This is a genomic window from Streptomyces specialis, from assembly GCF_001493375.1.
GTDB classification, from domain to species: domain Bacteria; phylum Actinomycetota; class Actinomycetes; order Streptomycetales; family Streptomycetaceae; genus Streptomyces; species Streptomyces specialis.
Window position 1 is genome coordinate 158,000 of the sequence record NZ_LN929896.1, and the last position, 22,531, is coordinate 180,530.

Sequence of the window (22,531 nt, forward strand, 5' to 3'; positions counted from 1 at the left end):
CGCGGCGCACACGACTCCCTCGGCGGGCGGGAACAGGATGGCGATCATGGAACGACCGGTGCGCCTGCCCGCGGGCACCACCGGGCTGGCCCCGCGCGACGATCCGGCCCTGCCGGAGGTCGGTGCCGGACCGTTCAGGTCCGCGTGCCACGCGGTGACGAGAGCCACCGGGATGCGAAGCGTCGCCTTCCCGCCGCCGGACCCCTGCACGAACTACCGCACCGCGCTCCTCTCCTCGTATGACGAGAGCGTCGCCGTGCTGGGTCACCACCACTACCCCTGGGTCGCCTTCGCGAGGGCCGACGAAGAGGTGAATCATTCACCTGGATTTCTTCCGCCCCCGTCCTGGGCGGAACACTTCGTGTGGGCGGGCTTCGAGCCCCTCTCCGCGGAGTTCCTGAGCACGCCCACGGCCGACGCGGATCTGTCGGAGCTGCTCCCCTATGAAAAGGCCCAGGTCAAGGTGTGGAAACCCGGGACCATCGGCGCCATCGTCTTCAACTGGTGGGGATGAGCCCGGGTATGGCCTCCGCGTTCCTCCACCTGGCGGGTCCGGCGTTCACCGGTCCCGGTGGGGCGGGGTGATCAGGGGGATGCCCGGCCACGCCGCGGTCTCCTTTACACATCCGACGCTGCCGACGAAGAGGGTAGAGAGAAAGGTCGAGGTGCACGTGAGATTAAAAAACAAATCGGATCTACACACACGAGATACGACACGACACATGCACGGACACACGATATCGCAACACCGAACAGGATAGAGGAGCGGTGCATTTAAGGCGGATGACAAACCTCTGCGTCGGCCGCGGGAGATGTATGTAAGAGTGAGGCGTCAGGGCGGCGAGGGTGGTGGTGACGAACTCCTCGACGGCCGGCTTCTCCACGCCGAGGCCCGAGAGCACTCCGCTGCCGTCCTCGAACTCCAGCAGCGCCAGCAGGAGATGCTCGGTCCCGATGTAGTTGTGCCCCAGCCGCAGGGCCTCGCGGAAGGTGAGTTCGAGCGCCTTCTTGGCGGCGGAGTCGTAGGGGATGAGGGCCGGCGGCTCGCCGTCCTCCATCGGGGCCGGGAGGGCGGCCGTGGCCGCCGCCCGGACGGCCTCCGGCGTCACGCCCAGGTCCACGAGCGCGCGCACGGCGAGCCCTTCCGGCTCGGCGAGGAGGCCGAGGACGAGGTGCGGGGGCCGGATCCGGTCGTTCCGCGCCGCGCGCGCTTCGTTCTGCCCGGCCATCACGACGTTCTTCGCCCGGGGGGTGAACCGGCCGAAGCCCTGGCTCGGGTCGAGGTCCGGCGCCGCGTCCGACTCCTTGGCGACGAACCGCTTCTGCGCCGCCTGCCTGCTGACGCCCATGCTCCGGCCGATGTCCGTCCAGGACGCGCCGGAGCGCCGCGCCTGGTCCACGAAGTGGCCGATGAGGTGATCGGCCACGTCGCCGAGGTGATCGGCGGCGATCACGGCGTCGGCGAGCTGGTCGAGGGCGTCGGTGTGGGCCGCCTTGATGACATCGATGAGGTCGTCGAGGCGGACGGGATTGGTCATGCGAAGAGGATCAACCATGCGTCAACCTTAAGTTGACACCTGCCCGACTGTCAACCCGACGTTGACACTCCGCCGGGCCCGGTGGTCAGCCGTTCCAGCAGCGCCGGGAACGAGGTGCCGATCGGCTCCCGGATCACCTCGTCCGCGAGGTCGTCGTACGGGGTCGGCTCGGCGTTGACGATGATCAGGCGGGCGCCGTGGTCCGCCGCGACCCCGGGGAGGGAGGCGGCGGGCCGCACCTGGAGGCTGCTGCCGACCACGATGAACACGTCACAGGCCCGCGCGATCGCCACCGCCTCCCCCAGCCGCTCCGGGTCCAGCGCCTGCCCGAACATCACGGTGGCCGTCTTCAGGATGCCGCCGCCCTCCTCGCACGCCGGGTCCGGCTCCCCCGCCTCCACCCGCGCCACCGCGTCCTCCGTCGTGCCGCGCGCGCCGCAGACGACGCACAGCACGGACCGGGCGTTGCCGTGCAGTTCGACGACCTTGCGCGGGGACAGCCCGGCGGCCTGGTGGAGGCCGTCCACGTTCTGCGTGATGACGCGGACGGGTACCCCCGACCGCTCCAGCCGGACGATCGCCTCGTGCGCGGCGTTCGGCGCGGCCCGGAACACCGGGCTGTCGCGGCGCATCAGCCACGAACGGCGGCGGACGTCCGCGTCGTTGAGGTAGTAGTCGTAGGTGACCAGCTTCTCGGCCTCGGGGTCGCGCCGCCACAGGCCGGACGGCCCCCGGTAGTCGGGGATGCCGGAGTCCGTCGAGATACCGGCACCGCTGAGGATGGCCACCAGCGGGCGCCCGCCGGGGTCCTGGCTCTCGCCGCCGCTCATGCGCGTCATGCCGGAAAGCCTAGGCTCCGCCGCCCGTTCACCCCGATCACCACCGGTCCCGCGCGCCCGGCTCGGTGACCTGGGCGGCGCGGATTGGCCGGAAAACCCTCACCGGACCCCGACAGCGCGACCACGGCGTGACCGTCGTGGGACCCTGGGTGGCGGAACGCCGGAACGGCCCGCCACTTCGCGCGCCGGCCGTCCGCACACACTCGCGGAACGGGCAAAGGCCGGAAAGAGCAGCTCGAAAACAACCCGTAACCAACCGGGAACACGATCAGCAACCGACTTGGGTTCAGTACCGTTATGGCGGATGTGCGCTTGGCTCAGCACGATATGACGGCCCGGTTGGCCGCCTTCACGACCGAACTCCGGGCGGTCACACATGTTCTCGACCCGGACGACGGCTGGTTCGCGGCCTTCGGCCGGCGCAACGGCGAGCAGCTACAGGCATGGCTGACGGGCCGTGAACTACCGCCCTGGGACGCCGTCGCCGACCTGCTCCAGGATCTGGCGGGCCGTCAAGGCCCGGCCGCCGCGCAGCAGATGGGTCAGCGTCTGCGCGACGCCTACGACGCCACCACCCGCGCCGAGGACGCGCTGCCCGGCGGCCGGGAGACGCTCACCCGCCGGCTGCTGGAACTCGACCGGGCCCAGCGCGAAGTCGAGACGCGGGAACGGCAGTTGGCCGCCGCCGAGGAGACCGCCCGGCGGACGGGCCGGGAGTTCGACGCCGAACGGTTCGCCGCGCTGCGGCTGTGGGCGCGGGACGACCAGGGGCGGTTGCTGTCCCGCCGCGCCGAGACGCGGGCCCGCCTCGACGCGCTGGGCGCCGGGGTCCCCGAGACGTCCTCGCCGGCCCCCGCGCCGGCCCCCGTGGTCAAGGCCGTGCGGCGCCCGCGCGGCGCGCGGTTCGCCGGTCTCGACGAGACGGCGGCCCCGACCGCGGCGCCGGTGCCCGTGCCCGCGCCCGTCATCCCGGCCGACCCCGAGACCGAGACGGGCGGGGCCCCGCCGCTGAGGGGTTCCCGGTTCGCCGGGGCGGTGCGGGTGGAGATCAGACCCGAGCCGCGGTTCTCACCGACCCCGGAGGATCACCGGGCCGCTCTCGACATCGCCGAGCGACTGCGGCAGTTGCGCGCCGACGGGCTCAACGGCGCGGCACACGTGGTGCTGTGCGAGGCCGCGAGCGGCCCGCCCGAGCGACTCCCGGCGCTGGTGGCCGAGATGGAACGCACCGGCATGCTCTCCGACCTGACCACCCTGCTGTGGGAGGCCGCCACGCTGCCGCCGGGGCCGCTGGTCTCGGCGGCGGAGGCCCTGGCCGAGGCGGGCCGGGAGCGGGACTGCGGCCAGTTGCTGCGCCAGGGCGCGGCGCGCCCGGCGACCGAGGCGGGCAGCATCGCGGCCGAGCTGTGGTCGGCGGGCCACGGCAAGGAGGCCGTCACCCTGCTGGCGGCGCTCGTCCAGGCCAGGACGGCGGAGGAGGCCGCCCGCGCGGCGGCCACGGCGCCCGAGGTCGTGGTGCCCCTGCTGCTGGACGCCGCCAGCAAGGTCTCCCCGAGCCACCACTACGCGGTGACCAGCGAGCTGCGCCGGGCCGGCGTCGCCTGAACCCGCGCCCGGCGGATCGCCGCCGGACGGCCCGCCGCCGTCTCAGCCCTCGACCCCCGGCGGGCATGTCGGACGTGTCATGTTTCGATGGACACATGATCGACGAAAAGCTGGTGGCGGATGTCGAGGCCGCGGTGCGTGAGGCGGCGGCCGTGGAGATCATGCCGCGCTGGCAGCGCCTGGCCGCGCACGAGGTGACCGTCAAGTCCGGACCGCACGACCTGGTGACCATCGCCGACCGCAACGCCGAACGGCGTCTGGCGGGCGAGTTGACCCGCATCCTGCCCGGGTCGGCGGTGGTGGGCGAGGAGAGCGTGCACGAGGACCCCGAGGGCTACGCGGCCCTGCGGGGCGACGCTCCGGTGTGGATCGTCGATCCGGTCGACGGCACCCGCCAGTTCGTGCGCGGCGAACCCGGGTTCTGCACCCTGGTCGCCCTGGCGCACCGAGGCGAGGTGCTCGCCTCCTGGACCTACGCCCCGGCGCGCGAGTCTCTCGCGCACGCCCGGCGCGGAGCGGGCGCGTGGCTGAACGGCGAGCCGCTCACCGCGGGCTCCCCGCCGTCCGGCAAGGTGCTGGAGGTGGCGTGCTCCCACCCCGACTACACCACCCACGACCAGAAGCGCGCCTTGTCGGGCCTGTGGACGGACGGCGTCGCGCCCCGCCCCTGCGGCTCGGCCGGTCTGGAGTACCTGGCCGTCGCCTCCGGACACCTGGACGCGGTCGCGTTCAGTTGGGAACTGGCCTGGGACCACGCCGCCGGACTGCTGCTCGTCGGTGAGGCCGGTGGCGCTCATCTGACGATCAGCGGCGAGTCGTTCGCTCTCGCCGGGGACAACGCGCTGCCGTTCACGGCGGCGCGTGACGAGGCCACCGCTCGGCGTATCCTCGGGTTCCTGACCGCGGGCCGCCCCGGAGCGGTCGCCTGACCCGAACTTCGATCTCACCGGCGAGGGGAGCCGTAAGTGCCGTCCTTGTGTGACGCCGTCGTCGTGGGAGCGGGGCCGAACGGGCTGACGGCCGCCGTCGAGCTGGCCCGCCGGGGCCTGTCGGTCGAGGTGTTCGAGGCCAAGGAGACCGTCGGCGGCGGCGCCCGGACGGAGGAGCTGACGCTGCCGGGCTTCCGGCACGACCCGTGCTCGGCCGTCCACCCCATGGGCGTCGGCTCCCCCGCGTTCAACCGGATGCCGCTGGAGAAGTACGGCCTGACCTGGCTGCACCCCGAGCTGGCCCTGGCCCACCCCTTCCCCGACGGCCGCGCCGCCGTGCTCTCCCCCTCGCCGGGGGAGACGGCCGCCTCGCTCGGCCCGCGCGACGCCGGGACGTACCGGCGGATGCTCGCGCCCTATCTCGGCAAGTGGGAGACGCTCGTCGGGGACTTCCTCAAGGTGCCCTGGGACGGGCCGCCGCGCGACCCGGTCACCCTGGCGCGGTTCGGCGTCAACGGCATCCAGCCCGTCTCCTGGCTGACCCGCCGCTTCCGCGACGAGCCCGCCCGCGCCCTGCTGTCCGGCCTGGCCGGGCACGTCATCGCGCCCACGACCACGCTCGCGACCAGCGCCATCGCCCTGGTGTTCGCGCTGGCCGCGCACGAGGTCGGCTGGCCGGTGGCGCGCGGCGGGTCGCAGGCGATCTCGGACGCGCTCGCCGGGTACCTGCGCGCGCTCGGCGGGACCGTGCACACCGGCGTCGAGGTGAAACGGCTGGACGAGCTGCCGCCCGCGCGGGCGTACGTCTTCGACACCTCGCCCACCGCGCTCGCCAGGATCGCCGGGCTCGGCCGGGCGTTCGACCACTTCCGGTACGGCGCCGCCGTGTTCAAGATCGACTACGCGCTGGACGGCCCGGTGCCGTGGCGCTCCGAGGCGGCGCGGCGGGCCGGCCCCGTCCACCTCGGGCCCGGCACCCGCGAGATCAACGCGGCCCTGCGCGCGGCGGCCGTGGACGGCCGCGCGCCGGACGTGCCGTTCCTGATCACCTCCCAGCCCGGCGTGGTGGACCCCTCGCGGGCACCGGAGGGCAAGCAGGTGTTCTGGGTCTACGGACATGTGCCCAACGGGTGGGACGGCGATCTCACTGACGCGATCGAACGGCAGATCGAGCGGTTCGCGCCCGGCTTCCGCGATCTGGTGCTGGCCCGCGCGACCGCCGGGCCCGCCGAGCTGGAGCGCCGCAACGCGAACTACGTGGGCGGCGACATCGCGTGCGGCGCGTTCTCCGGCCTCCAGACGATGTTCCGGCCCCGGGCCCGGTTCAACCCGTACGCCACCGCGCACCCCGCCGTCTTCCTCTGCTCGTCCGCCTCCTGGCCCGCGCCCGGGGTGCACGGCATGTCGGGCCACAACGCGGCCAAGGCCGTCTGGCGCCGGCTGCGCCGCGCGGTCTGACCGTCGCACCGGACGCCGGTCCGGGTGTGGGCGCGGACGGCCGTGGATAGGGTCGGCCCGAGGCACCGAGGAGGCCGACATGACCGGGAACGTGCTCATCGCCGCGGACAAGTTCAAGGGTTCGCTGACGGCCGCCGAGGTCGGGCGGCATGTCGCGGCCGGTATCCGCGCCGTGCGGCCGGCGGCGGGGATCGAGTCGCTGCCGGTCGCCGACGGCGGCGACGGAACGGTCGACGCGGCCGTCGCGGGCGGCTTCACCGCCCGGGAGGTCGAGGTCACCGGACCGCTGGGGCTGCCGGTCACCGCGTCGTTCGCGCTGCGCGACGACGTCGCCGTGGTCGAGATGGCGCAGGCGTCGGGGCTGCGGCTGCTGCCGCCGTTCACGTTCGCGCCGATGACCGCGACCACGTTCGGCACCGGCGAGCTGATCACGGCTGCCCTCGACGCCGGGGCGCGCACGGTCGTGCTCGGCGTCGGCGGCTCGGCCACCACGGACGGCGGCGCCGGGATGCTGACCGCCCTCGGCGCCAGGCTGCTGGACGCCGACGGCGACCCGCTGCCGCACGGCGGCGGACCGCTGCGCGAGCTGACCGAGGCCGACCTGTCCGGGCTCGATCCCCGGCTGAAGGACACGGAGTTCGTCCTCGCGAGCGACGTGGACAACCCGCTGACCGGGCCGAACGGCGCCGCCGCCGTCTACGGCCCGCAGAAGGGCGCCGACCCGGTCGAGGTCGAGGCGCTGGACGGCGCCCTGACGAACCTGTCCCGCGTCCTGGAGCGCACCCTGGGCGCGCGCGCCGCCGACGCGGCCCGGGCGCCCGGTGCGGGAGCGGCGGGCGGCGTCGGCTTCGGCGCGCTCCTCGGCCTGAACGCCGTCTTCCGGCCCGGCATCGACGTGCTGCTCGACGTCCTCGGCTTCACCGCCGCCCTCGACCGCGCCGATCTGGTGATCACCGGCGAGGGCTCCCTGGACGAGCAGACCCTCCGCGGCAAGGCCCCGGCCGGTGTCGCGGCGGCGGCACGCGCGGCCGGTAAACCGGTCGTCGCGGTCTGCGGCAGGCTGACCCTGGACGAGGACACCCTGCGTGCCGCCGGGATCGACCGGGCCTATCCCCTGACCGACGAGGAGCCCGACCCCGCCGTCTGCGTCGCCCGGGCCGCCCCCCTGCTGGAACGCGTCGCCCGCCGCGTCGCCGAGAACCACCTCTGACCCGCGCGCCCCGCGCACGGGAACCGCCGCCGTCACGCCGCGACCAGCAACGCCTCCGCCCCGACCGGGCGGTGGGCCGCGGCCTGGAAGACCCGCACGCTCCGCGCGTTGCCCGGTGCCTGCTGGGCCCACAGCGGCTCGCCGTCCGGGACGAGATGGCGGGTGGCCGTGGCCAGGGCGCGATCCAGGCCCCGGCCACGGGCCGCCTCGTCCACCTCGATCGCCGTCTCCCGGCGCCCGGCGACGCCGCGCCCGAGCACCCCGATCCCGCCCTCGGCGGCGGACACCCGCACGCCGTCGCGGAACCTCAGCGCCCGCGCCACCCCCGGATGCTCCTGGCGCCCGATCTCGCGCAGCGCCAACTCCGGGCGGCCCGGGAGGGGTTGGGCGACGGTCAGCAGGTGGACGGTGTCGGCGCGCCGGCCGGTGCGGGCCGACAGCGCAGTGAGGAACGCCGGACGCCAGGGAGTCGGCGGAGCACGCGCGCAGCGCCGCCCGGATCCAGTCCTCGTCCTCGCGGGTGAAGATCACCGCGTGCGCGGTGAACGCGACGACCCCGGCGTCGCGTTCACCCGGGCGGCGGGATCACCGTGCACCCGCCGTCCGGCGGCGGGAGATCCCATCGCGCGGGCCGTTCATGGCGTCCGAACGGGCGGGTCAGGGGTTGGTGGTGGAGACGACATAGACCCGGGGCCGCTCTTCCCGCGTCAGATCGACCGTGACCGACACCTCGGGCTCCTGCTCCGACTGCTGCACGACCGTGCCCGCGAAGGTCCGCGTGGGATCGTCGAGTTGCCAGCCGATCACGTCCGCGCGCGACCGGCCGATGGTCACGGTGGCCTCGGCCAGCGCCGACCGGTCCGTTCCCAACTCCTCCAGGAACGCGGTGAGCTGGCCGGGCGAGCACCGGAACTCCACGTACAGCGTGGACTCGTCCCAGGAGTTCGTCTCGTAATACCCCACGTACCCGGCGCCGTTGGGGATCGGCACGTCGTAGATGCGGCGCATCACCTTGCTCGGCCACTCGTAGATCAGCGCGCGCGCCGACGCCGAACGGGCCTTGTCCTCGCCGCTGTCGCGGCTCTGGTAGGCGGACAGCGCGAGATACGCGGCCGGGATCGCGATCAGCAGGAAGACGACGATCGCCGCGAGCCAGCGGTGGCGCGGTCGCCTCGGGGGCCGCTGCGGGGAGGCGCCCACGCCGGACGCGCTCGTGGGGGCGCCGGTCATGGCCGGGCCGCCCGGCCCCGCGGCGGCAGCCGCAGCTCGAACGCGGCGCCCCGGTGGGCGCGTTCGGCGCGGCGCCGGTTGGCGCGGCGGAAGCGCCGGGCGACCAGCCGGGCCAGGTCGGCGGCGCCCACCATGCCCGCGTCGGTGCCCAGTTCGGCCCGGACGATCTCCGCCTCCGGCCGGTACCCCCGCCCGGTGAGGTGCCGACGGAACGCCTCGCGGGCCGGCTCGATGAGCAGGTCGTCGGCGTCGCTCACGCCCCCGCCGACGACGAAGCGGGCCGGGTCCAGCGCGGCGGCCAGGTTGGCGATGCCGACGCCCAGCCAGCGGCCCATGTCCTGCAACAGCTCCACACACATCGGATCGCCCTCGCGGGCCAGGTCGGTGATCAGCGGACCGGTGATCTCGGCGACCTCGCCGCCCACCCGGTCCAGGATGTGGTGCGCGACCGGCGAGTCCGCCGCGGCCAGCTCGCGCGCCTCGCGGACCAGCGCGTTGCCGGAGCTGTACTGCTCCCAGCAGCCGCGGTTCCCGCAGGCGCAGCGGTGGCCGCCCGGCACGACCTGCATGTGCCCGAACTCCCCGGCCACCCCGTAGGCGCCGCGCTTGACCCGGCCGCCCTCCAGTATCGCGCCGCCGATGCCGGTGCCCAGCGTGATCATCACCAGGTGCTCGGCGCCCCGGCCCGCGCCGAACCGCCACTCGCCCCAGGCGGCGGTGTTCGCGTCGTTGTCCACCAGGATCGGCACCACCAGCCGGGCGGCCAGCGCGTCGCGCAGCGGCTCGTTGCGCCAGGCCAGGTGCGGGGCGAACAGCACGCGCGACTGGTCGGCGTCCACCCACCCGGCGGCGCCGATCCCCACGGCGTGCACGTCGTGCCGGTCGGAGAGGTCGAGCACCAACTCGGCGATGGTGTCCTCGACCACCTTGGGGCTCTTGGACTTGTCGGGCGTCTCCGTCCGCACCCGCTCCAGGACCGTGCCATCGGCGTCCACGACCCCGGCCATGACCTTCGTGCCGCCGATGTCGATGCCGACGGTCGGCACGCGCGGCGCGGACAGATGTGAGCGGCGCTCGCGGGTGGCGATGGCGCTCAGCACCGTCGCCCGGGCCGTCTGGCGATGCGCGCGCTCACGGTAGGTACTCATCGCGTCCGATTGTGCCCTACCCGGCCGGACGGCGGGCGCGCTCCGAGCCTTGACGCGGACGGTGCGCGGCAGTTCACTTCGCGTGATGCGGGACGAGGAGTACGCGCGGCTGCCGGCCGTGGAGATCGCGGCGGCGGTGCGGGCACGGGAGCTGTCGGCGGCCGAGGTCGCGGCGGCGGCGCTGCGGGCGATCGACCGCGTCGACGGCTCGGTGCGGGCGTTCACGGCGGTCTGGCCGGTGACGGAGGCCGCCCGGGAGGTGGACCGCGCGATCCGCCTCGGTGACCGGCTGCCGCTGGCCGGGGTCCCGATCGGGGTGAAGGCCACGGAGGGCCTGTCGTCGGCGCAGAGCCGGCGGCTGCTGGCGGCGGGTTGCGTCCCGGTGGGCGCCACGGCCGTTCCCGGCCGTGGCACGGTGTGGCAGACGTGGGGCCGCACGGACCGGGGCCGCACGCTGAACCCGTCGGACCCGTCCCTCTCCCCCGGCGGCTCGTCGGCCGGCTCGGCGGTCGCGGTGGCGACGGGCATGGTCCCGCTGGCCACCGGCAGCGACGGCGCGGGCTCGGTGCGGATACCGGCGGCGTGGTGCGGCGTGCTGGGCCTGAAACCGACCAACGGCCGCCTCCCGCCCCGCGACCGCGCCGGCCTGAACGTCGGCGGCGTCCTCACCCGCCACGCCGCGGACGCGGCGGCGTACCTGACGGCGATCGCCGGCGCTCTCCCGGCGCCGCCCACCACCGTGCCGCGGGTCGTCTGGTCCGCCACCCTCGGCTATGCCGACACGGCCCCCGCCGTCGCGCGGGCTGCCCGCGCCGCCCTGTCCCGCCTCCCGGTCACCGTGCTGGACCTCCCGGTCCGCCTGCGGGACCCGGCCGCCGCCTGGACGGCGCTGCGCGCCGGCGTCCCGGCCGCCCGCACCCTCAACGACGCCGCCCTGGCCGCCCTGTTCACCCGCTGCGACGTACTCGCGACCCCCACTGTCTCCTATACACATCTCCGAGCCCACGAGACAGGCAGAAACCTCGTATGCCGTCTTCTGCTTGAAAAAAAAAAAATACGACATGGTCACCACCACGTCCGTGCCTTTTCGGTTCTTACGTGACTCGCACCCCCCCGAGAGCTAGCCAACCCCGGTTAAAGGCGGTGTCGGATGGGTATAAGAGCCAGCCCCCCCCGCCACCCGGACCACGGGCCTCCACCTGATCACCCACCACACCGCCGAACCCCTCCTGCTGTCCCTGGCCACCGCGTACGAACGGGCACTCAGGCGGGCGGGGCCAGCCTGAGCCGCCACCCCTCGGCGGCCTCCTCGAAGCGTGGCACGAGATCCTCGACGCGCGGACGGGCCGCCTCACGCCACCGCCGGATCAGGGCGTGGAGCTGTGCCAGCGCGGGGGAACGGCCCGAATCCGCGAGGAACCGCGTCTCCGGGAAGAGAACGGCCAGCCCGACGCTGTCGGGCGTGGTGATGCCGATGGCGGTCTCCCGCCCGATGCCGGCCACGCTGAGATGCTCCACACCGCCGGCCATCAGCCAGGTCTTGAGGTGCTCGACCTCCGGCCACTTCTCGTCGAACGGCTCGCTGTGGGGAGCCGCCAGGAGACGTGAGAAGACCTCCTCGGCCAACTCCCCGCCCCGACCGCGCAGCCAGGGCGCCGACAGGTAGAACTCCCCGCCGCCCTCACGCGGGCGCGACGCCTCGATCAGACCGGCGGACGGCACGGCGGCGGTGCGCATCGGCACGTACTGCCCCCGGTGCGCGCTCGCGTCCACAGGTGTGTGGTCGTCGGCCACCAGGGTCCTGAGCATCACCGTCGAGTAGAGCATCGGAGCACACGGCACCGGCGCCAGGACCACGCCTCCCGGGCGCGTCTGCTCCAGCCACGCGCGCGGCAGGAGGGGCGGTGTCGTCCACCCGACGACCCGGTCGAACGGCGCGGCGGGCGTGTGTCCCGCGAAGCCGTCGCCGGTGACGGACGTGATGTTGTGCCGCCCGGTCCGCCGGTGGACGTCCCGGGCCCGTTCGACGAGGGACGCCTCGACGTCGACACTGACGACTTCCCCCGAGGGACCGACGAGTTCCGACAGCAGCGCCGCCGAGTAGCCCGAGCCGGTCCCGACCTCCAGCACCCGCATCCCCGGCCGCACATCGAACAGCCGCAGATGCCGCGCGATCACCTCCGCCGGAGTCGTCTGCCGGACCGCCCGGCCGTTCTCCCCCCGATACGGCACCTCACTGACAGCGGCGACCGCCCGGTCGACGGCCCTGGTCTCGGTTTCCACGGTGGCACTGCTCCTCGGTCGGTGAACGGTGGGATTTACAGACGGATGGCGACATGCCAGGGGTGGTCAGGCTCGGAAGGCTCACCGACGGGACGCCCCTCGGCCTCGTTCCACGCGTGCGTCGCGGTGGGTCCGAACCGGGCGCCGAGCACCCAGGTCAGACGTCGGCCCTGCACGGCGGCCGAGACGACCGCGGCCAGGGACAACTCCACGCACGCGGCCCGCCCCGGCCACGCGCGAGCCGCCCAGGCACAGCCGGCCACAATGCCGGCGGCCTCCTCGAACGTCGCCTCCGCCAACGGAACGCGCCGGAGCGCGCGAACCGCGGCGACCGTCGCCCGGAACCGGAGCCTCAACAGCGCCGAAGCGGCGACAAGGCCCAAGACCCCGGCTGCGCGGTGCCGAACGGGGACGGCATGGTCGTCGGCGGGCAGAGCCATGGGGGTGCTCATCACAGACGCTCCAGGAGTCGGCGTCGGACCAGGGATTCGATGAGAGGCGCCATGTCGTCGGCCAGTCGCTGGGCGGGGACGCCGAAGTCCTCGGCGAGTACGGCGATCGCTTGACGCGTGCCGCATCCCCGCGCGATCTGGCGCAGGAAGGCGGCGGCCGCTTCGTTGAGGTGCAGCCAGGTACCTGTCCGCAGGTCGAGGACCAGCGCGGAGTGCCCCTCCGGATCGAACACCGGAGCGGCCCATCGAGTGACTCGTAAGTCAGGCTGTTGGAGCATCGCGCGGCTCCCTCCGGGTGCGCCACCACGTCCCGGTGTGCGGCCCGGCCTGGGACCAGGCTTCGGCCGCCAGGACACTGTCGAGCGCCGCGAGCGAAGTCGGCAGTCCCTCGGCGCCCCGCTCCAGGGCGGCGATCGCCTTCGCGGAGTCGAGAAGCCCGAGGGCGGCCAGACGCGAACCCTCCAGCAGTGCCCGCAGCTCCTCACGGTGAGCCCGGAGACCGGCATAGCCGTGGCTCGTGAAGGTGGCCTTCGTGCGGCGGGTCAGGATCGATTCGGGTAATCGGCCCGCCATGGCCGCCCGGAGCTGCGGCTTGAGCTGGCGGGCGGCGGCTCGCTGCCACGAGGGGAGCGTGAGTGTCGCCCGGACCACGCTGTTGTCCAGGAACGGTGAGGCGATGTCGAGTCCGAGCAGCTCGCCGACCGCTACGTACTGAGCGTGCCCGGCGCCGAACCAGCGCAAGCCGCGCCAGTCGCGCCACTGCCCGGGCGGCTCGTTCCGGGAAGCGGACCGTTCGAGCTCGGCGATCCGCCGGGCGAGCCGCACCCTCGCCTCGGGCAGGAGCCAGCTCACCGCCGCGGAGGGAACCGTCCAGGAGAAGGTGCTCGCCAACCCGGTCGGACGCTTCCCGGTGCCGTTGAGCTGGTCGGCGAGAAGAAGCAGCGCCTCCGGGTAGGAGGACCGTCCCAAGGCATAAACGGCGCGAAGCAGCCGGTGTGCCGTGACTTTCCACAGGCGCGCACGCGCCATCGTCTCCCGCACGGCCTCTCGATGACGCCCCGAGGTCACCAGATCGGCGAGAAAGGCGGGCGATGTCGACAACACCGCGTCCCCGCCATTGCCGGTCAGGTGGACGGTGCTGCCGCGCCGAGCGGCCGGAGTCAGATACGTCGTGCGCCGGGCCAGCGTCAGAACGTCAAGACATGGGGCATCCGTGGGCGGGATGTCGGTGAGCCTTCCGTACGGGAGAGCCGAATCGTCTCCGTGCACCATGTGCTGCTCAAGTCCGGGCGTCGCCTGAACCGCGGTGTCGGCGTGCCGCACGTCATCGTCATTACAAATCCGTCGATCGGTATAGGTCACTGTGAAAACGGGCCGCTGTGGGCCGGCGAGAACCGCCACAGTGGTCGAATCCAGCCCACCGGATAAATCCGCCGTGACCACCCGCGCCTGCCGCGTACGCAGGCTCACGGCTTCGGTAAGGGCTTCGCGCAGACGACTTGCGGCGGAAGGGAAGTCCCGCGGTGTGTCGACCGCCGTGGCGTAAGGTTCCGCCGCGGCTCGTCCACGACTGAGCACCAGAGCGTGCCCCGGCGGCACGCTCCGCACGCCCTCCCAGGCCGACCGCCCCTGCCGCAGTTCCTCCACCAGGGGGACGGCGAGCAGGCCGGTCAGGAACTCCGCGTCGATCCTGGCCGCCCGTAACGCCACCAGGGGCCTGACGGTCGTCGCCCAGAGCCAGCCGCCGCGATACGCCATGTGGTGGACCGGCCAGACGCCGGCCAAGTCGTTGACCAGAACCGTCCGCCCGGCTTCCGTGGAAACGGCCAGATACGAACCGGGCCAGCACGTGAGAGCACCCCAGTCGCCTCGTCGGGCGCGGGAAAGCCCCTGCCGTATCTGCGCCTCGGTCGCACCGCACCACCCGACGAGAGTCAGGCGTGACGTACGGTCGGCGACGGAAACGACACGCGGCATTCCGACAGCCCACGCCTGATCCGCTCGACAGCCGATATCGGCATGTTCGGCAGCCGGTGTGACCGGAGCGGGATCCGCGTGATGCTGCCAACCGGCTACCCATCGCATAAAAGCTCCAGAGAGGGGAGCCGTCGCCCTGAATACCCACCGGGCGACGGCCGAACGACACGACGACCGAGTCAGTGTTGTCCTTCGCCGAATTCCTCGGTCCCCTCCCCGGTGTTGAAGAAGTAGCGGTCCTCATCCTGGGAATCCTCGGCGATCGTTCCGAGCGTCACGTCGTGAACCGACCCCAGAACGGTGACTTGCGGAGGCACATAGGCCATGGGTTCACCTCCCCTGTCCGACTTCTCTGGATCGTACGGTACGTGACGACCCATCGACAGACCGTACGAGAGCGCTTCGCCTCTGCGAAAGAAGGCGGGAATCGCCGCCGAGAAGAGAGGCCGGGAAAGGCCCCGTCGCGCCCAGCCCGCGGGATTCACCCTTGCCTGCGAGGGCAGTGACGTGATGGACAACGACTGTCTCCCGTCGCCCCACCATTCCCTCGAAAGAGTGGCGGCGACTCCTGCGGACGAGAGAAGGGGAACGGGCGGTGGCCGACGGCGGCAGCGGGGCCTGCGCCGGGCGACACGTCGCGTTTGCGACTGTGGCCCAGGGGGGCATGGCCTCCGCGCCGCGGCATCCCCGTCCGGGGTAAGTGTCGTTCGGACGCCAACTGCCCACCTCGCTTTGGTAGTTGGCGCTCATTATGGTGCGAGGTCGTGTCCCGCGCGCATGCTTTCCGGATTGTGGACCACCGCCCGCCGTCAGCCGTCACCGCTGTCGAGGCGGGAACGGTCGCCCTGTTCGTCCTATACCTCGCCGGGGCACGCTCACGGGGCGATTCGGGCGGGCGACGGTTGTACGCGCTGACCGTCCTGGCCGCGGCCGGGGTGATCCTGACCGTCAGTGTGGGCGGTCTCGCCAGTCCACTCATCGGTGTGGTGGCCGACGCCACGTCGCTGCGCGTCGCGCTCGCCCCGCTGATAGTGGTTCCCGCGCTGGGCCGGCTGGTGCTGCGCGGTCTCGCCGAGCTGTCTCTTATTCCCCTCCGACGCTGCCGGCGAAGAGGATACGAGACGTATCGGCGGTGGGGCACACCCGTAAAATACAAACATATCCAAACAGCAACGCTAGCAGTGCGACAAATATCACGGAGTCCCCCCACACAGGCGCCGGGACCGTGTGGGGGACGGTCCCGGCGCCTGTGTGGGGGGACGCCGGTTCGGCGGGCCTGTCAGCAGGTGTAGTCGATCAGGTCGAAGGACTCGTAGTGGTCCGCGGTGTAGTAGTCCTCCTGGTACGAGTCCCCGGTCACGATCCGCCGCGCGCCGCGCGTGTCGCTGCCGGGGGTCTCCACGGTGTACTCGTGGTAGTAGCCGGTCGGGTGGCTGGGGAGCAGGCCCTCGCGGTTGTAGAAGGTCCCGCCGTCCTGCGGGTACGGGAAGGGGCCGCCGGCCTCGATCAGGTCCAGGGTGTCGTGGGCTTCGGCGGGCAGGTCGCTGTAGCAGATGTCGCCGAAGGCGAGCGGGGTGACCTCGGTGGCGACGGCGGTCGTGGAGTGGGGGGCGGTGGCCGCGGTGGCCGGCGTGAGCCAGCCGCCGACGAGCAGCGTCGAGAGCAGTGCGCCGATGGCGCCGGTCCGGGCCGCTACGGTACGGGGATTCATGCCCATGCCAATAGTGTGACGCGCGTAGCACGGCTCCCGTCAACCACGCGTCGCGGAATTCCTTCAGGTGTTCACAGGATGCCGCGCGGGCTCCACACCCTTCACCTCACGGCATCCCGCGCGTCACCCGGCGCCCCGCCGCCCAGGTCCCGGTAGCGGGCCGCCAGGCGCCGCGCGCCCTCGGCCGTGAGCGTTCCGTGCAGGCGCAGCCGGGCCAGGCCGCCGTCCGGGTAGACGTCCAGCCGCGCGTGCGTCGCGGGCGGAACGGTCCCGGCGTCGAGCACGAAACGGTGGACGGTGTCCGGCGACAGGCGGGTCCGGGGCAGGATCTCGCGCCACTCGTCGCGGTCCGCCGCGCCCACCCGCACCGAAAGGGCGGCCCAGCCGGGCGCGTTGCCCTTGTAGCTGCCGGTGTCGATCTCGACGGCCCGGATCACGCCCTCGCCGGCGAGGCGGTACCGCAGCCAGTCGTGGCCCCGGTCGCGGCGGCGGCGGGTCTCCCAGCCCTCCTCCATGGTCCGGGGACGGCCGGGGTAGATGGTGTGCACGGGCGGCGAGTAGAAACGGTCGGAGGCGTCCTCCACCACCCCGCCGTTCTCCAGCGCCGCGAGGTCGAACGCCCCCACGGCGTCCAGCCACGCCGGGTCCGGCACGGCCTCCCCGTGCACCCGCAGCCGGGCCACCCCGCCGTCCGGGTACTGCTTCAACCGCACGTGGGTCAGCCGCCGTTCGGCCGTCACCGGGAAGACGTTGGCGGCGTGCCCGCCGACCGGAGTGCGGGGCACCAACTCGATCCAGCTCCCGCCGTTCTCGGGGTCCGAGGCGCCCTCCAGGCCCACCTCCTGCGGGTAGTTGCCCCGGAAGTGCGCGGTGTCCACGACGACGCCGCGCACCACGCCCGCCACGCCGAGCCGGACGACGGCCCAGTCGTGGTCCCCGTCCGCCGGGTGCGGGGCGTCGGCGGAGGTGCCGCGCCGGCGCCGGGTCTCCCAGCCGTCCATGATCTTGCCCTTGTGGCCGAACGCCTCCGGGTCGAACTCCGGCCGCCCCGGCTTCAGCAGGTTCTCCCGTTCGGCGAAGAACTCGTCGCTGGCGGCGACGACCGAGCCGCCCAGCCTGCGGTCGGCCAGGTCGGGCAGATGCGCGAACGGGACGGCGGACGGGTCCGGCGCGCGGTAGTCGGCATACGGGTCGCCGCCGCCGTAGGGGGCGGCGTCGCCGATGAAGACGGCTGGTGCGGTGCTCATGTCGGAGGTGCTGTCCTTTCCAGGAGCTTCCCGGCCCGTTCGGTGACTTGCCCGTGCTCCGCCGTCCGACGCCCGCGCAGCCAGGTGGCGAGCACCACACCGCGCAGGGTGCGGCCCGCGTAGGCGGTGACCGGGTTGCGGTGGTGGAGGGCGGCCGGGTCCACGGTGAACGTCGCCTCCGGGTCGAACACCGCGAAGTCGGCGTCGTGGCCGGGGGCGATGGCGCCCTTCCGGCCCGCCAGCCCGGCCAGTTGGGCGGGGGCGGTGGCCATCCAGCGGGCCACGTCCGGCAGCCCGAGGCCGCGCGCGCGGGCGGCTGTCCACACGGCGGGCAGGCCGAGTTGAAGGGAGGCGATACCGCCCCACGCCGCCCCGAAATCCGGCACCTTGAGGTCGGCGGTGCAGGGCGAGTGGTCGGAGACGACGCAGTCGATGACACCGTCCGCCAGACCGGCCCAGAGCGAATCCTGGTTGGCGGCCTCCCTGATGGGCGGGCAGCACTTGAACTCGGTGGCGCCGTCGGGCACTTCCTCCGCCGTCAGGGTCAGGAAGTGCGGGCAGGTCTCGGCCGTGATCCGCACGCCCGACGCCTTGGCCTCCGCGATCAGCGGCAGTGTGTCGGCGGACGACAGGTGCAGCACGTGGACGCGGGCGTCGAGCCGCCGCGCCAGCCGGATCAGCAGGGCGACGGCCTCGGTCTCCGCCGCCGGCGGGCGGGAGGCGAGGAAGTCGGCGTAACGGACGCTGCCGTCCGCGGGCGGCGCGGCGGCCAGGTGGCCCGGGTCCTCGGCGTGCGCGATCAACAGGCCGCCGAACCCGGCGATCTCGGCCATGGCCGCGGCCAGTTCGTCCGGGGCCAGCTCGGGGAACTCCTCGACGCCGGACGGGGACAGGAAGCACTTGAAGCCGAACACCCCGGCCTCGTGCAGGGACTTGAGGTCGCCGGTGTTCCCCGGGACGGCGCCGCCCCAGAACCCGGTGTCGACGTGCACCCGGCCGGCGGCGGTGTCCCGTTTGACGGCGAGGTGGGCGGGGGTGGTGGTCGGCGGGACGCTGTTGAGCGGCATGTCGAGGACGGTGGTGATCCCGCCGGCCGCCGCCGCGCGGGTCGCGGTGGCGAAGCCCTCCCACGCGGTCCGGCCCGGATCGTTGATGTGCACATGGGTGTCGACCAGCCCGGGCAGCAGCGCCGCGTCCCCGTAGTCCACGAGGCGGGCGCCGGGCGGTGGCGGCGCGTCGTGCGGCGTCACGGCGGTGATCCGGCCGTCCGCCACGGCCACACAGGCGGCGCGCGCCCCCTCGGGCGTGATCACGCGGGTCGAGCGCAGCACCAGTTCGGCACCGGCACCGGTCACGGCACCTCCTCGGCTTCTTCCGCTTCTTTGGCTACTTCAACGTTCTGTTGAAACGATCCTGGGGCGGCCGGGCCCACACGTCAAGCACGGGTAGGCTGCGCCATGACCGCTACTACCGAATGAGGAACGCGACGTGCCGCCCTCCGACGTGCGCAAGTCCTCCGCCGGCGGCGGGGTCCAGTCCCTGGAGCGGGCCTTCGCCCTGCTGGAGCAGATGGCGGACGCCGGCGGCGAGACCGGACTGAGCGAGCTGGCCGCCAGCAGCGGGCTGCCGCTGCCCACCATCCACCGCCTGATGCGCACGCTGGTCGCCTGCGGGTACGTGCGGCAGCAGCCCAACCGCCGGTACGCGCTCGGCCCCCGCCTGATCCGGCTCGGCGAGAGCGCGGCCCGCCCGCTGGCGACCTGGGCCCGGCCCCATCTGGCGCGGCTGGTGGAGGAGACCGGCGAGACGGCGAACATGGCACTGCTCGACGGCGACGCCGTCGTCTATGTGGCGCAGGTGCCGTCGCGGCACTCGATGCGGATGTTCACCGAGGTCGGCCGCCGGGTGCTGCCGCACTCCACCGGCGTCGGCAAGGTGCTGCTCGCGGGCCTGCCGGACAGGGAGGTCCGCGCGCTGCTGCGCCGCACGGGGATGCCCTCGGCGACGGAGCGGACGATCACGACGCCCGAGGCGTTCCTCGCGGAGCTGCGCGCGGTGCGGGAGAACGGCTACGCCGTGGACGACAACGAGCAGGAGATAGGCGTCCGTTGCATCGCCGTCCGGGTGCCCGACTCCCCCACGGCCGCGGCGATCTCGGTCTCCGGCCCGGCGGGGCGGATGACGGACGCCGCGACGGAGAAGATGGTCCCCCTGCTCCACGAGGTGGCCACCGACCTGTCGGCGGCCCTGGCGGGCACGGACGAGGACATCTGAGCCGCCTCTTCTCGTTCGAGTGAATGTTCGACAGCCGAAACGGTTCACCAAGCGGCGCGCCCGTAGCGTGGGCCGCACCGCTTGAGGAGCGGTGACCGGAAGGCCCAGACTGACGAAAGGAGGTGCCGCGCCATGACCACTGCCGCCCATGAGGCTCCCGGGAGCAGGCCGAATCCCGATCAAGTCCTGTGGCAGGCGTCGCCCACCGACCACCACGGCACGGTCACGGTCCTCACCTCCCCCGTTCCCCACGAGGCCGTCCACACCGCCGGGACCCGGGTGCCCCACGGGGTCGAGGTCGGCATTCCCGAAGGGCCGGCCAAGGGCTTCGCCGTCATCGAGGCCATGACCGGACCGCCGAGGAACGCATGACGCCTCCCCCCGTCGCCGGGTTGCTGCTGGCCGCCGGGGGCGGGCGGCGGATGGGGGGGCGCCGCTTCGGCGGCGGCGTGAGAGGTGGAGAAGGGGCCGGTACATGTCGTGGTCGGGGCGGCGGGCGACGAGGTGCGGGCGCTGCTGGGCGGCGGGGACTGCACGGTGGTGGCGAATCCGGCGTGGGAGACCGGCATGGGCTCGTCGCTGCGCGCCGGGCTCGCCTCGCTCGACGGCACCGGCGCGCGGGCCGCGCTCGTCGCGCTCGTCGACCAGCCGTGGATCGGCGCCGCGGCCATGGCGCGGGTGCGCGCCGCCTACCGGTCGCCGGATTCGCTGGCCCAGGCCGTCTACGGCGAGGAGCGGCGGCGCGGGCATCCGGTGCTCCTGGGGGCCGCCCACTTCGCGGGGGTGGCGCGCGCGGCACGGGGCGATCAGGGTGCGCGGGCGTATCTGCGGGAACACGCCGGGGAGATCACACTGGTCGAGTGCGGTGACGTCGCCGCCCCCGACGACATCGACGAGCCCGGGGACCTGCCCGACCCCGGCCGCCATTGATCTTCCGCAATGAGGAAACTAATATCCGTTTCCAGTCTCGCTGAAGGAGTGACCGCCCATGTCCGCCGTCACCGTCGAAGCACCCGCCGTCCTGCCCCGGCAGGACGAGGTGCTCACCGAAGACGCGCTCGGCTTCCTGGCCGAGCTGCACCGGCGGTTCACCCCGCGCCGGGACGAGCTGCTCGCCCTGCGGGCGCGGCGGCGGGAGGAGATCGCCCGCACCGGGCGGCTGGACTTCCTGCCCGAGACGAAGGACGTCCGCGACGGCGAGTGGACCGTCGCCCCCGCGCCGCCCGCCCTCCAGGACCGGCGGGTGGAGATCACCGGCCCCACCGACCGCAAGATGACGGTCAACGCGCTCAACTCCGGGGCGAAGATCTGGCTGGCCGACTTCGAGGACGCCTCCTCCCCCACCTGGGCGAACGTCATCGGCGGCCAGCTCAGCATGGCCGACGCCTACCGCCGCCGGATCGACTTCACCGACGAGCGCGGCAAGGAGTACGCGCTCAAGCCCGACGCCGAGCTGGCGACCGTCGTGATGCGCCCGCGCGGCTGGCATCTGGACGAGCGCCACCTGACCGTCGCCGGCCGGGCCGTGCCCGGCGCGCTGGCCGACTTCGGGCTCTACTTCTTCCACAACGCCCAGCGCCTGATCGACCTCGGCAAGGGCCCGTACTTCTATCTCCCCAAGCTGGAGTCGCACCTGGAGGCCCGGCTCTGGAACGACGTGTTCACCTACGCGCAGGAGGCGCTCGGCATCCCCCACGGGACCGTCCGCGCCACGGTCCTCATCGAGACCATCACGGCCGCGTTCGAGATGGAGGAGATCCTGTACGAGCTGCGCGACCACGCCTCCGGGCTGAACGCCGGCCGCTGGGACTACCTCTTCTCCCTCATCAAGAACTTCCGGGACGGCGGCGAGAAGTTCGTCCTGCCCGACCGCAACTCGGTGACCATGACCGCTCCCTTCATGCGCGCCTACACCGAGCTGCTGGTCCGCACCTGCCACAAGCGCGGCGCGCACGCGATCGGCGGCATGGCGGCGTTCATCCCGTCGAAGGACGCGAAGGTCAACGCCGTCGCGTTCGAGAAGGTCAGGGCCGACAAGGACCGCGAGGCGGGCGACGGGTTCGACGGCTCCTGGGTGGCGCACCCGGGCCTGGTGCCGGTGGCCAGGGCGTCGTTCGACGCGGTGCTGGGCGACCGGCCGCACCAGAAGGACCGGCTGCGCGAGGACGTCGCGGTCACGGCGGACGACCTGCTGGCCGTGGACACCCTGGACGCGCGCCCCACGGCCGACGGCCTGCGCAACGCGATCCAGGTCGGCACCCGCTATCTCCAGGCGTGGCTCGCCGGCCGGGGCGCGGTCGCCGTGTTCCACCTGATGGAGGACGTGGCGACCGCCGAGATCTCCCGCTCGCAGATCTGGCAGTGGATCAACGCGGGCGTGGTCCTCGACACGGGTGAGCGCGTGACGCGCGAGTGCGTGCGCCAGGTGGCCGCCGACCAGTGCCTCGCGATGCGGGACGAGGTGGGCGAGGACGAGTTCATCTCCGGCGGCTGGCAGCGGGCGTTCGACCTGCTGATGCGGATCGCGCTGGACGAGGAGTACGTCGACTTCCTCACCCTCCCGGCGTACGAGCTGCTGGACTGACCGCCCAAGACGGCGACCGCGGGCACAGCGGGTTCGAGCCGGGTGC

Annotated in this window: 20 protein-coding genes and 2 pseudogenes; 9 read left to right on the forward strand and 13 right to left on the reverse strand. The window is 73.2% G+C overall.

Annotation, left to right across the window (positions count from 1 at the left end; all coding sequences use genetic code 11):
* The first annotated feature begins 46 nt into the window (after window positions 1-46).
* The gene (locus BN2279_RS18935; RefSeq protein WP_159037282.1) at window positions 47-514 is read left to right on the forward strand and encodes a hypothetical protein; all 468 of its coding nucleotides are present in this window, start codon (window positions 47-49) and stop codon (window positions 512-514) included.
* Between the two features lie 181 nt (window positions 515-695).
* On the opposite strand, the gene BN2279_RS18940 is transcribed toward BN2279_RS18935, so the two are convergent.
* Both BN2279_RS18940 and BN2279_RS18945 read right to left on the reverse strand, forming a co-directional pair.
* Window positions 696-1,556, reverse strand: a complete 861-nt coding sequence (locus BN2279_RS18940) for a Clp protease N-terminal domain-containing protein (RefSeq protein WP_079032305.1) — start codon at window positions 1,554-1,556, stop codon at window positions 696-698.
* Window positions 1,557-1,588: 32 nt separating this feature from the next.
* Window positions 1,589-2,377: an SIR2 family NAD-dependent protein deacylase gene (locus BN2279_RS18945; RefSeq protein WP_407702268.1), complete on the reverse strand. Its 789-nt coding sequence runs from the start codon at window positions 2,375-2,377 to the stop codon at window positions 1,589-1,591.
* A 312-nt stretch (window positions 2,378-2,689) separates the two neighbouring features.
* On the opposite strand from BN2279_RS18945, the gene BN2279_RS29510 reads away from it, so the two are divergent.
* From BN2279_RS29510 to BN2279_RS18965, 4 genes are all read left to right on the forward strand, one after another.
* Window positions 2,690-3,982 carry a hypothetical protein gene (locus tag BN2279_RS29510; RefSeq protein ID WP_159037283.1) on the forward strand — a complete coding sequence of 431 codons (1,293 nt, stop codon included), beginning with the start codon at window positions 2,690-2,692 and terminating at the stop codon, window positions 3,980-3,982.
* A 95-nt stretch (window positions 3,983-4,077) separates the two neighbouring features.
* Window positions 4,078-4,911, forward strand: a complete 834-nt coding sequence (locus BN2279_RS18955) for an inositol monophosphatase family protein (RefSeq protein ID WP_059011241.1) — start codon at window positions 4,078-4,080, stop codon at window positions 4,909-4,911.
* 36 nt (window positions 4,912-4,947) lie between these two features.
* Complete coding sequence (locus tag BN2279_RS18960) at window positions 4,948-6,369, forward strand: phytoene desaturase family protein (protein WP_059011243.1); 1,422 nt, start codon at window positions 4,948-4,950, stop codon at window positions 6,367-6,369.
* Window positions 6,370-6,448: 79 nt separating this feature from the next.
* Window positions 6,449-7,579, forward strand: a complete 1,131-nt coding sequence (locus BN2279_RS18965; protein ID WP_059011245.1) for a glycerate kinase — start codon at window positions 6,449-6,451, stop codon at window positions 7,577-7,579.
* A 32-nt stretch (window positions 7,580-7,611) separates the two neighbouring features.
* Here the strand turns inward: BN2279_RS18965 and BN2279_RS18970 are convergent.
* The 11 genes and pseudogenes from BN2279_RS18970 to allB all read right to left on the reverse strand — a co-directional run bounded on the left by BN2279_RS18970 (window position 7,612) and on the right by allB (window position 18,982).
* Window positions 7,612-8,240, reverse strand: a pseudogene (locus tag BN2279_RS18970) (GNAT family N-acetyltransferase).
* Window positions 8,237-8,809: a hypothetical protein gene (locus BN2279_RS18975; protein ID WP_059011247.1), complete on the reverse strand. Its 573-nt coding sequence runs from the start codon at window positions 8,807-8,809 to the stop codon at window positions 8,237-8,239. Before BN2279_RS18975 ends, BN2279_RS18970 begins: the two are co-directional and overlap by 4 nt.
* A complete protein-coding gene (locus BN2279_RS18980; RefSeq protein WP_059011249.1) occupies window positions 8,806-9,957 on the reverse strand; it encodes an ROK family glucokinase in 1,152 nt (383 codons plus the stop codon). Before BN2279_RS18980 ends, BN2279_RS18975 begins: the two co-directional genes overlap by 4 nt.
* 1,263 nt (window positions 9,958-11,220) lie before the next feature.
* The gene (locus tag BN2279_RS18990) at window positions 11,221-12,240 is read right to left on the reverse strand and encodes a protein-L-isoaspartate O-methyltransferase family protein (protein WP_059011254.1); all 1,020 of its coding nucleotides are present in this window, start codon (window positions 12,238-12,240) and stop codon (window positions 11,221-11,223) included.
* A 35-nt stretch (window positions 12,241-12,275) separates the two neighbouring features.
* Window positions 12,276-12,680 carry a lasso peptide biosynthesis B2 protein gene (locus tag BN2279_RS18995; protein ID WP_159037284.1) on the reverse strand — a complete coding sequence of 135 codons (405 nt, stop codon included), beginning with the start codon at window positions 12,678-12,680 and terminating at the stop codon, window positions 12,276-12,278.
* 11 nt (window positions 12,681-12,691) lie between these two features.
* Window positions 12,692-12,925, reverse strand: a complete 234-nt coding sequence (locus tag BN2279_RS19000) for a PqqD family protein (RefSeq protein ID WP_059011258.1) — start codon at window positions 12,923-12,925, stop codon at window positions 12,692-12,694.
* Window positions 12,926-12,953: 28 nt separating this feature from the next.
* Window positions 12,954-14,777, reverse strand: coding sequence for an albusnodin/ikarugamycin family macrolactam cyclase (locus BN2279_RS19005; RefSeq protein WP_079032307.1), 1,824 nt, complete (start codon window positions 14,775-14,777; stop codon window positions 12,954-12,956).
* Between the two features lie 71 nt (window positions 14,778-14,848).
* Entirely contained in the window at window positions 14,849-14,995 is a 147-nt protein-coding gene (locus tag BN2279_RS29515) for a lasso RiPP family leader peptide-containing protein (protein ID WP_159037285.1), read from the reverse strand.
* 953 nt (window positions 14,996-15,948) lie between these two features.
* Window positions 15,949-16,386 (reverse strand): guanyl-specific ribonuclease, encoded by a 438-nt coding sequence (locus BN2279_RS19010; RefSeq protein ID WP_059011262.1) that lies wholly within the window; start codon window positions 16,384-16,386, stop codon window positions 15,949-15,951.
* Between the two features lie 95 nt (window positions 16,387-16,481).
* On the reverse strand, window positions 16,482-17,627 hold the full coding sequence (gene alc, locus BN2279_RS19015; protein ID WP_059011263.1) for an allantoicase: 1,146 nt from the start codon (window positions 17,625-17,627) through the stop codon (window positions 16,482-16,484).
* Window positions 17,624-18,982, reverse strand: coding sequence for an allantoinase AllB (gene allB, locus BN2279_RS19020; protein WP_059011266.1), 1,359 nt, complete (start codon window positions 18,980-18,982; stop codon window positions 17,624-17,626). Before allB ends, alc begins: the two co-directional genes overlap by 4 nt.
* A 133-nt stretch (window positions 18,983-19,115) precedes the next feature.
* On the opposite strand from allB, the gene BN2279_RS19025 reads away from it, so the two are divergent.
* The 4 genes and pseudogenes from BN2279_RS19025 (at window position 19,116) to aceB (ending at window position 22,485) form a co-directional block, all read left to right on the forward strand.
* Window positions 19,116-19,901, forward strand: a complete 786-nt coding sequence (locus BN2279_RS19025) for an IclR family transcriptional regulator (protein WP_059011268.1) — start codon at window positions 19,116-19,118, stop codon at window positions 19,899-19,901.
* 132 nt (window positions 19,902-20,033) lie between these two features.
* Window positions 20,034-20,273 (forward strand): hypothetical protein, encoded by a 240-nt coding sequence (locus BN2279_RS19030; RefSeq protein ID WP_059011270.1) that lies wholly within the window; start codon window positions 20,034-20,036, stop codon window positions 20,271-20,273.
* Window positions 20,274-20,323: 50 nt separating this feature from the next.
* Window positions 20,324-20,831, forward strand: a pseudogene (locus BN2279_RS19035) (nucleotidyltransferase family protein).
* A gap of 58 nt (window positions 20,832-20,889) precedes the next feature.
* Entirely contained in the window at window positions 20,890-22,485 is a 1,596-nt protein-coding gene (aceB, locus tag BN2279_RS19040) for a malate synthase A (protein ID WP_059011271.1), read from the forward strand.
* Window positions 22,486-22,531 lie beyond the last annotated feature (46 nt).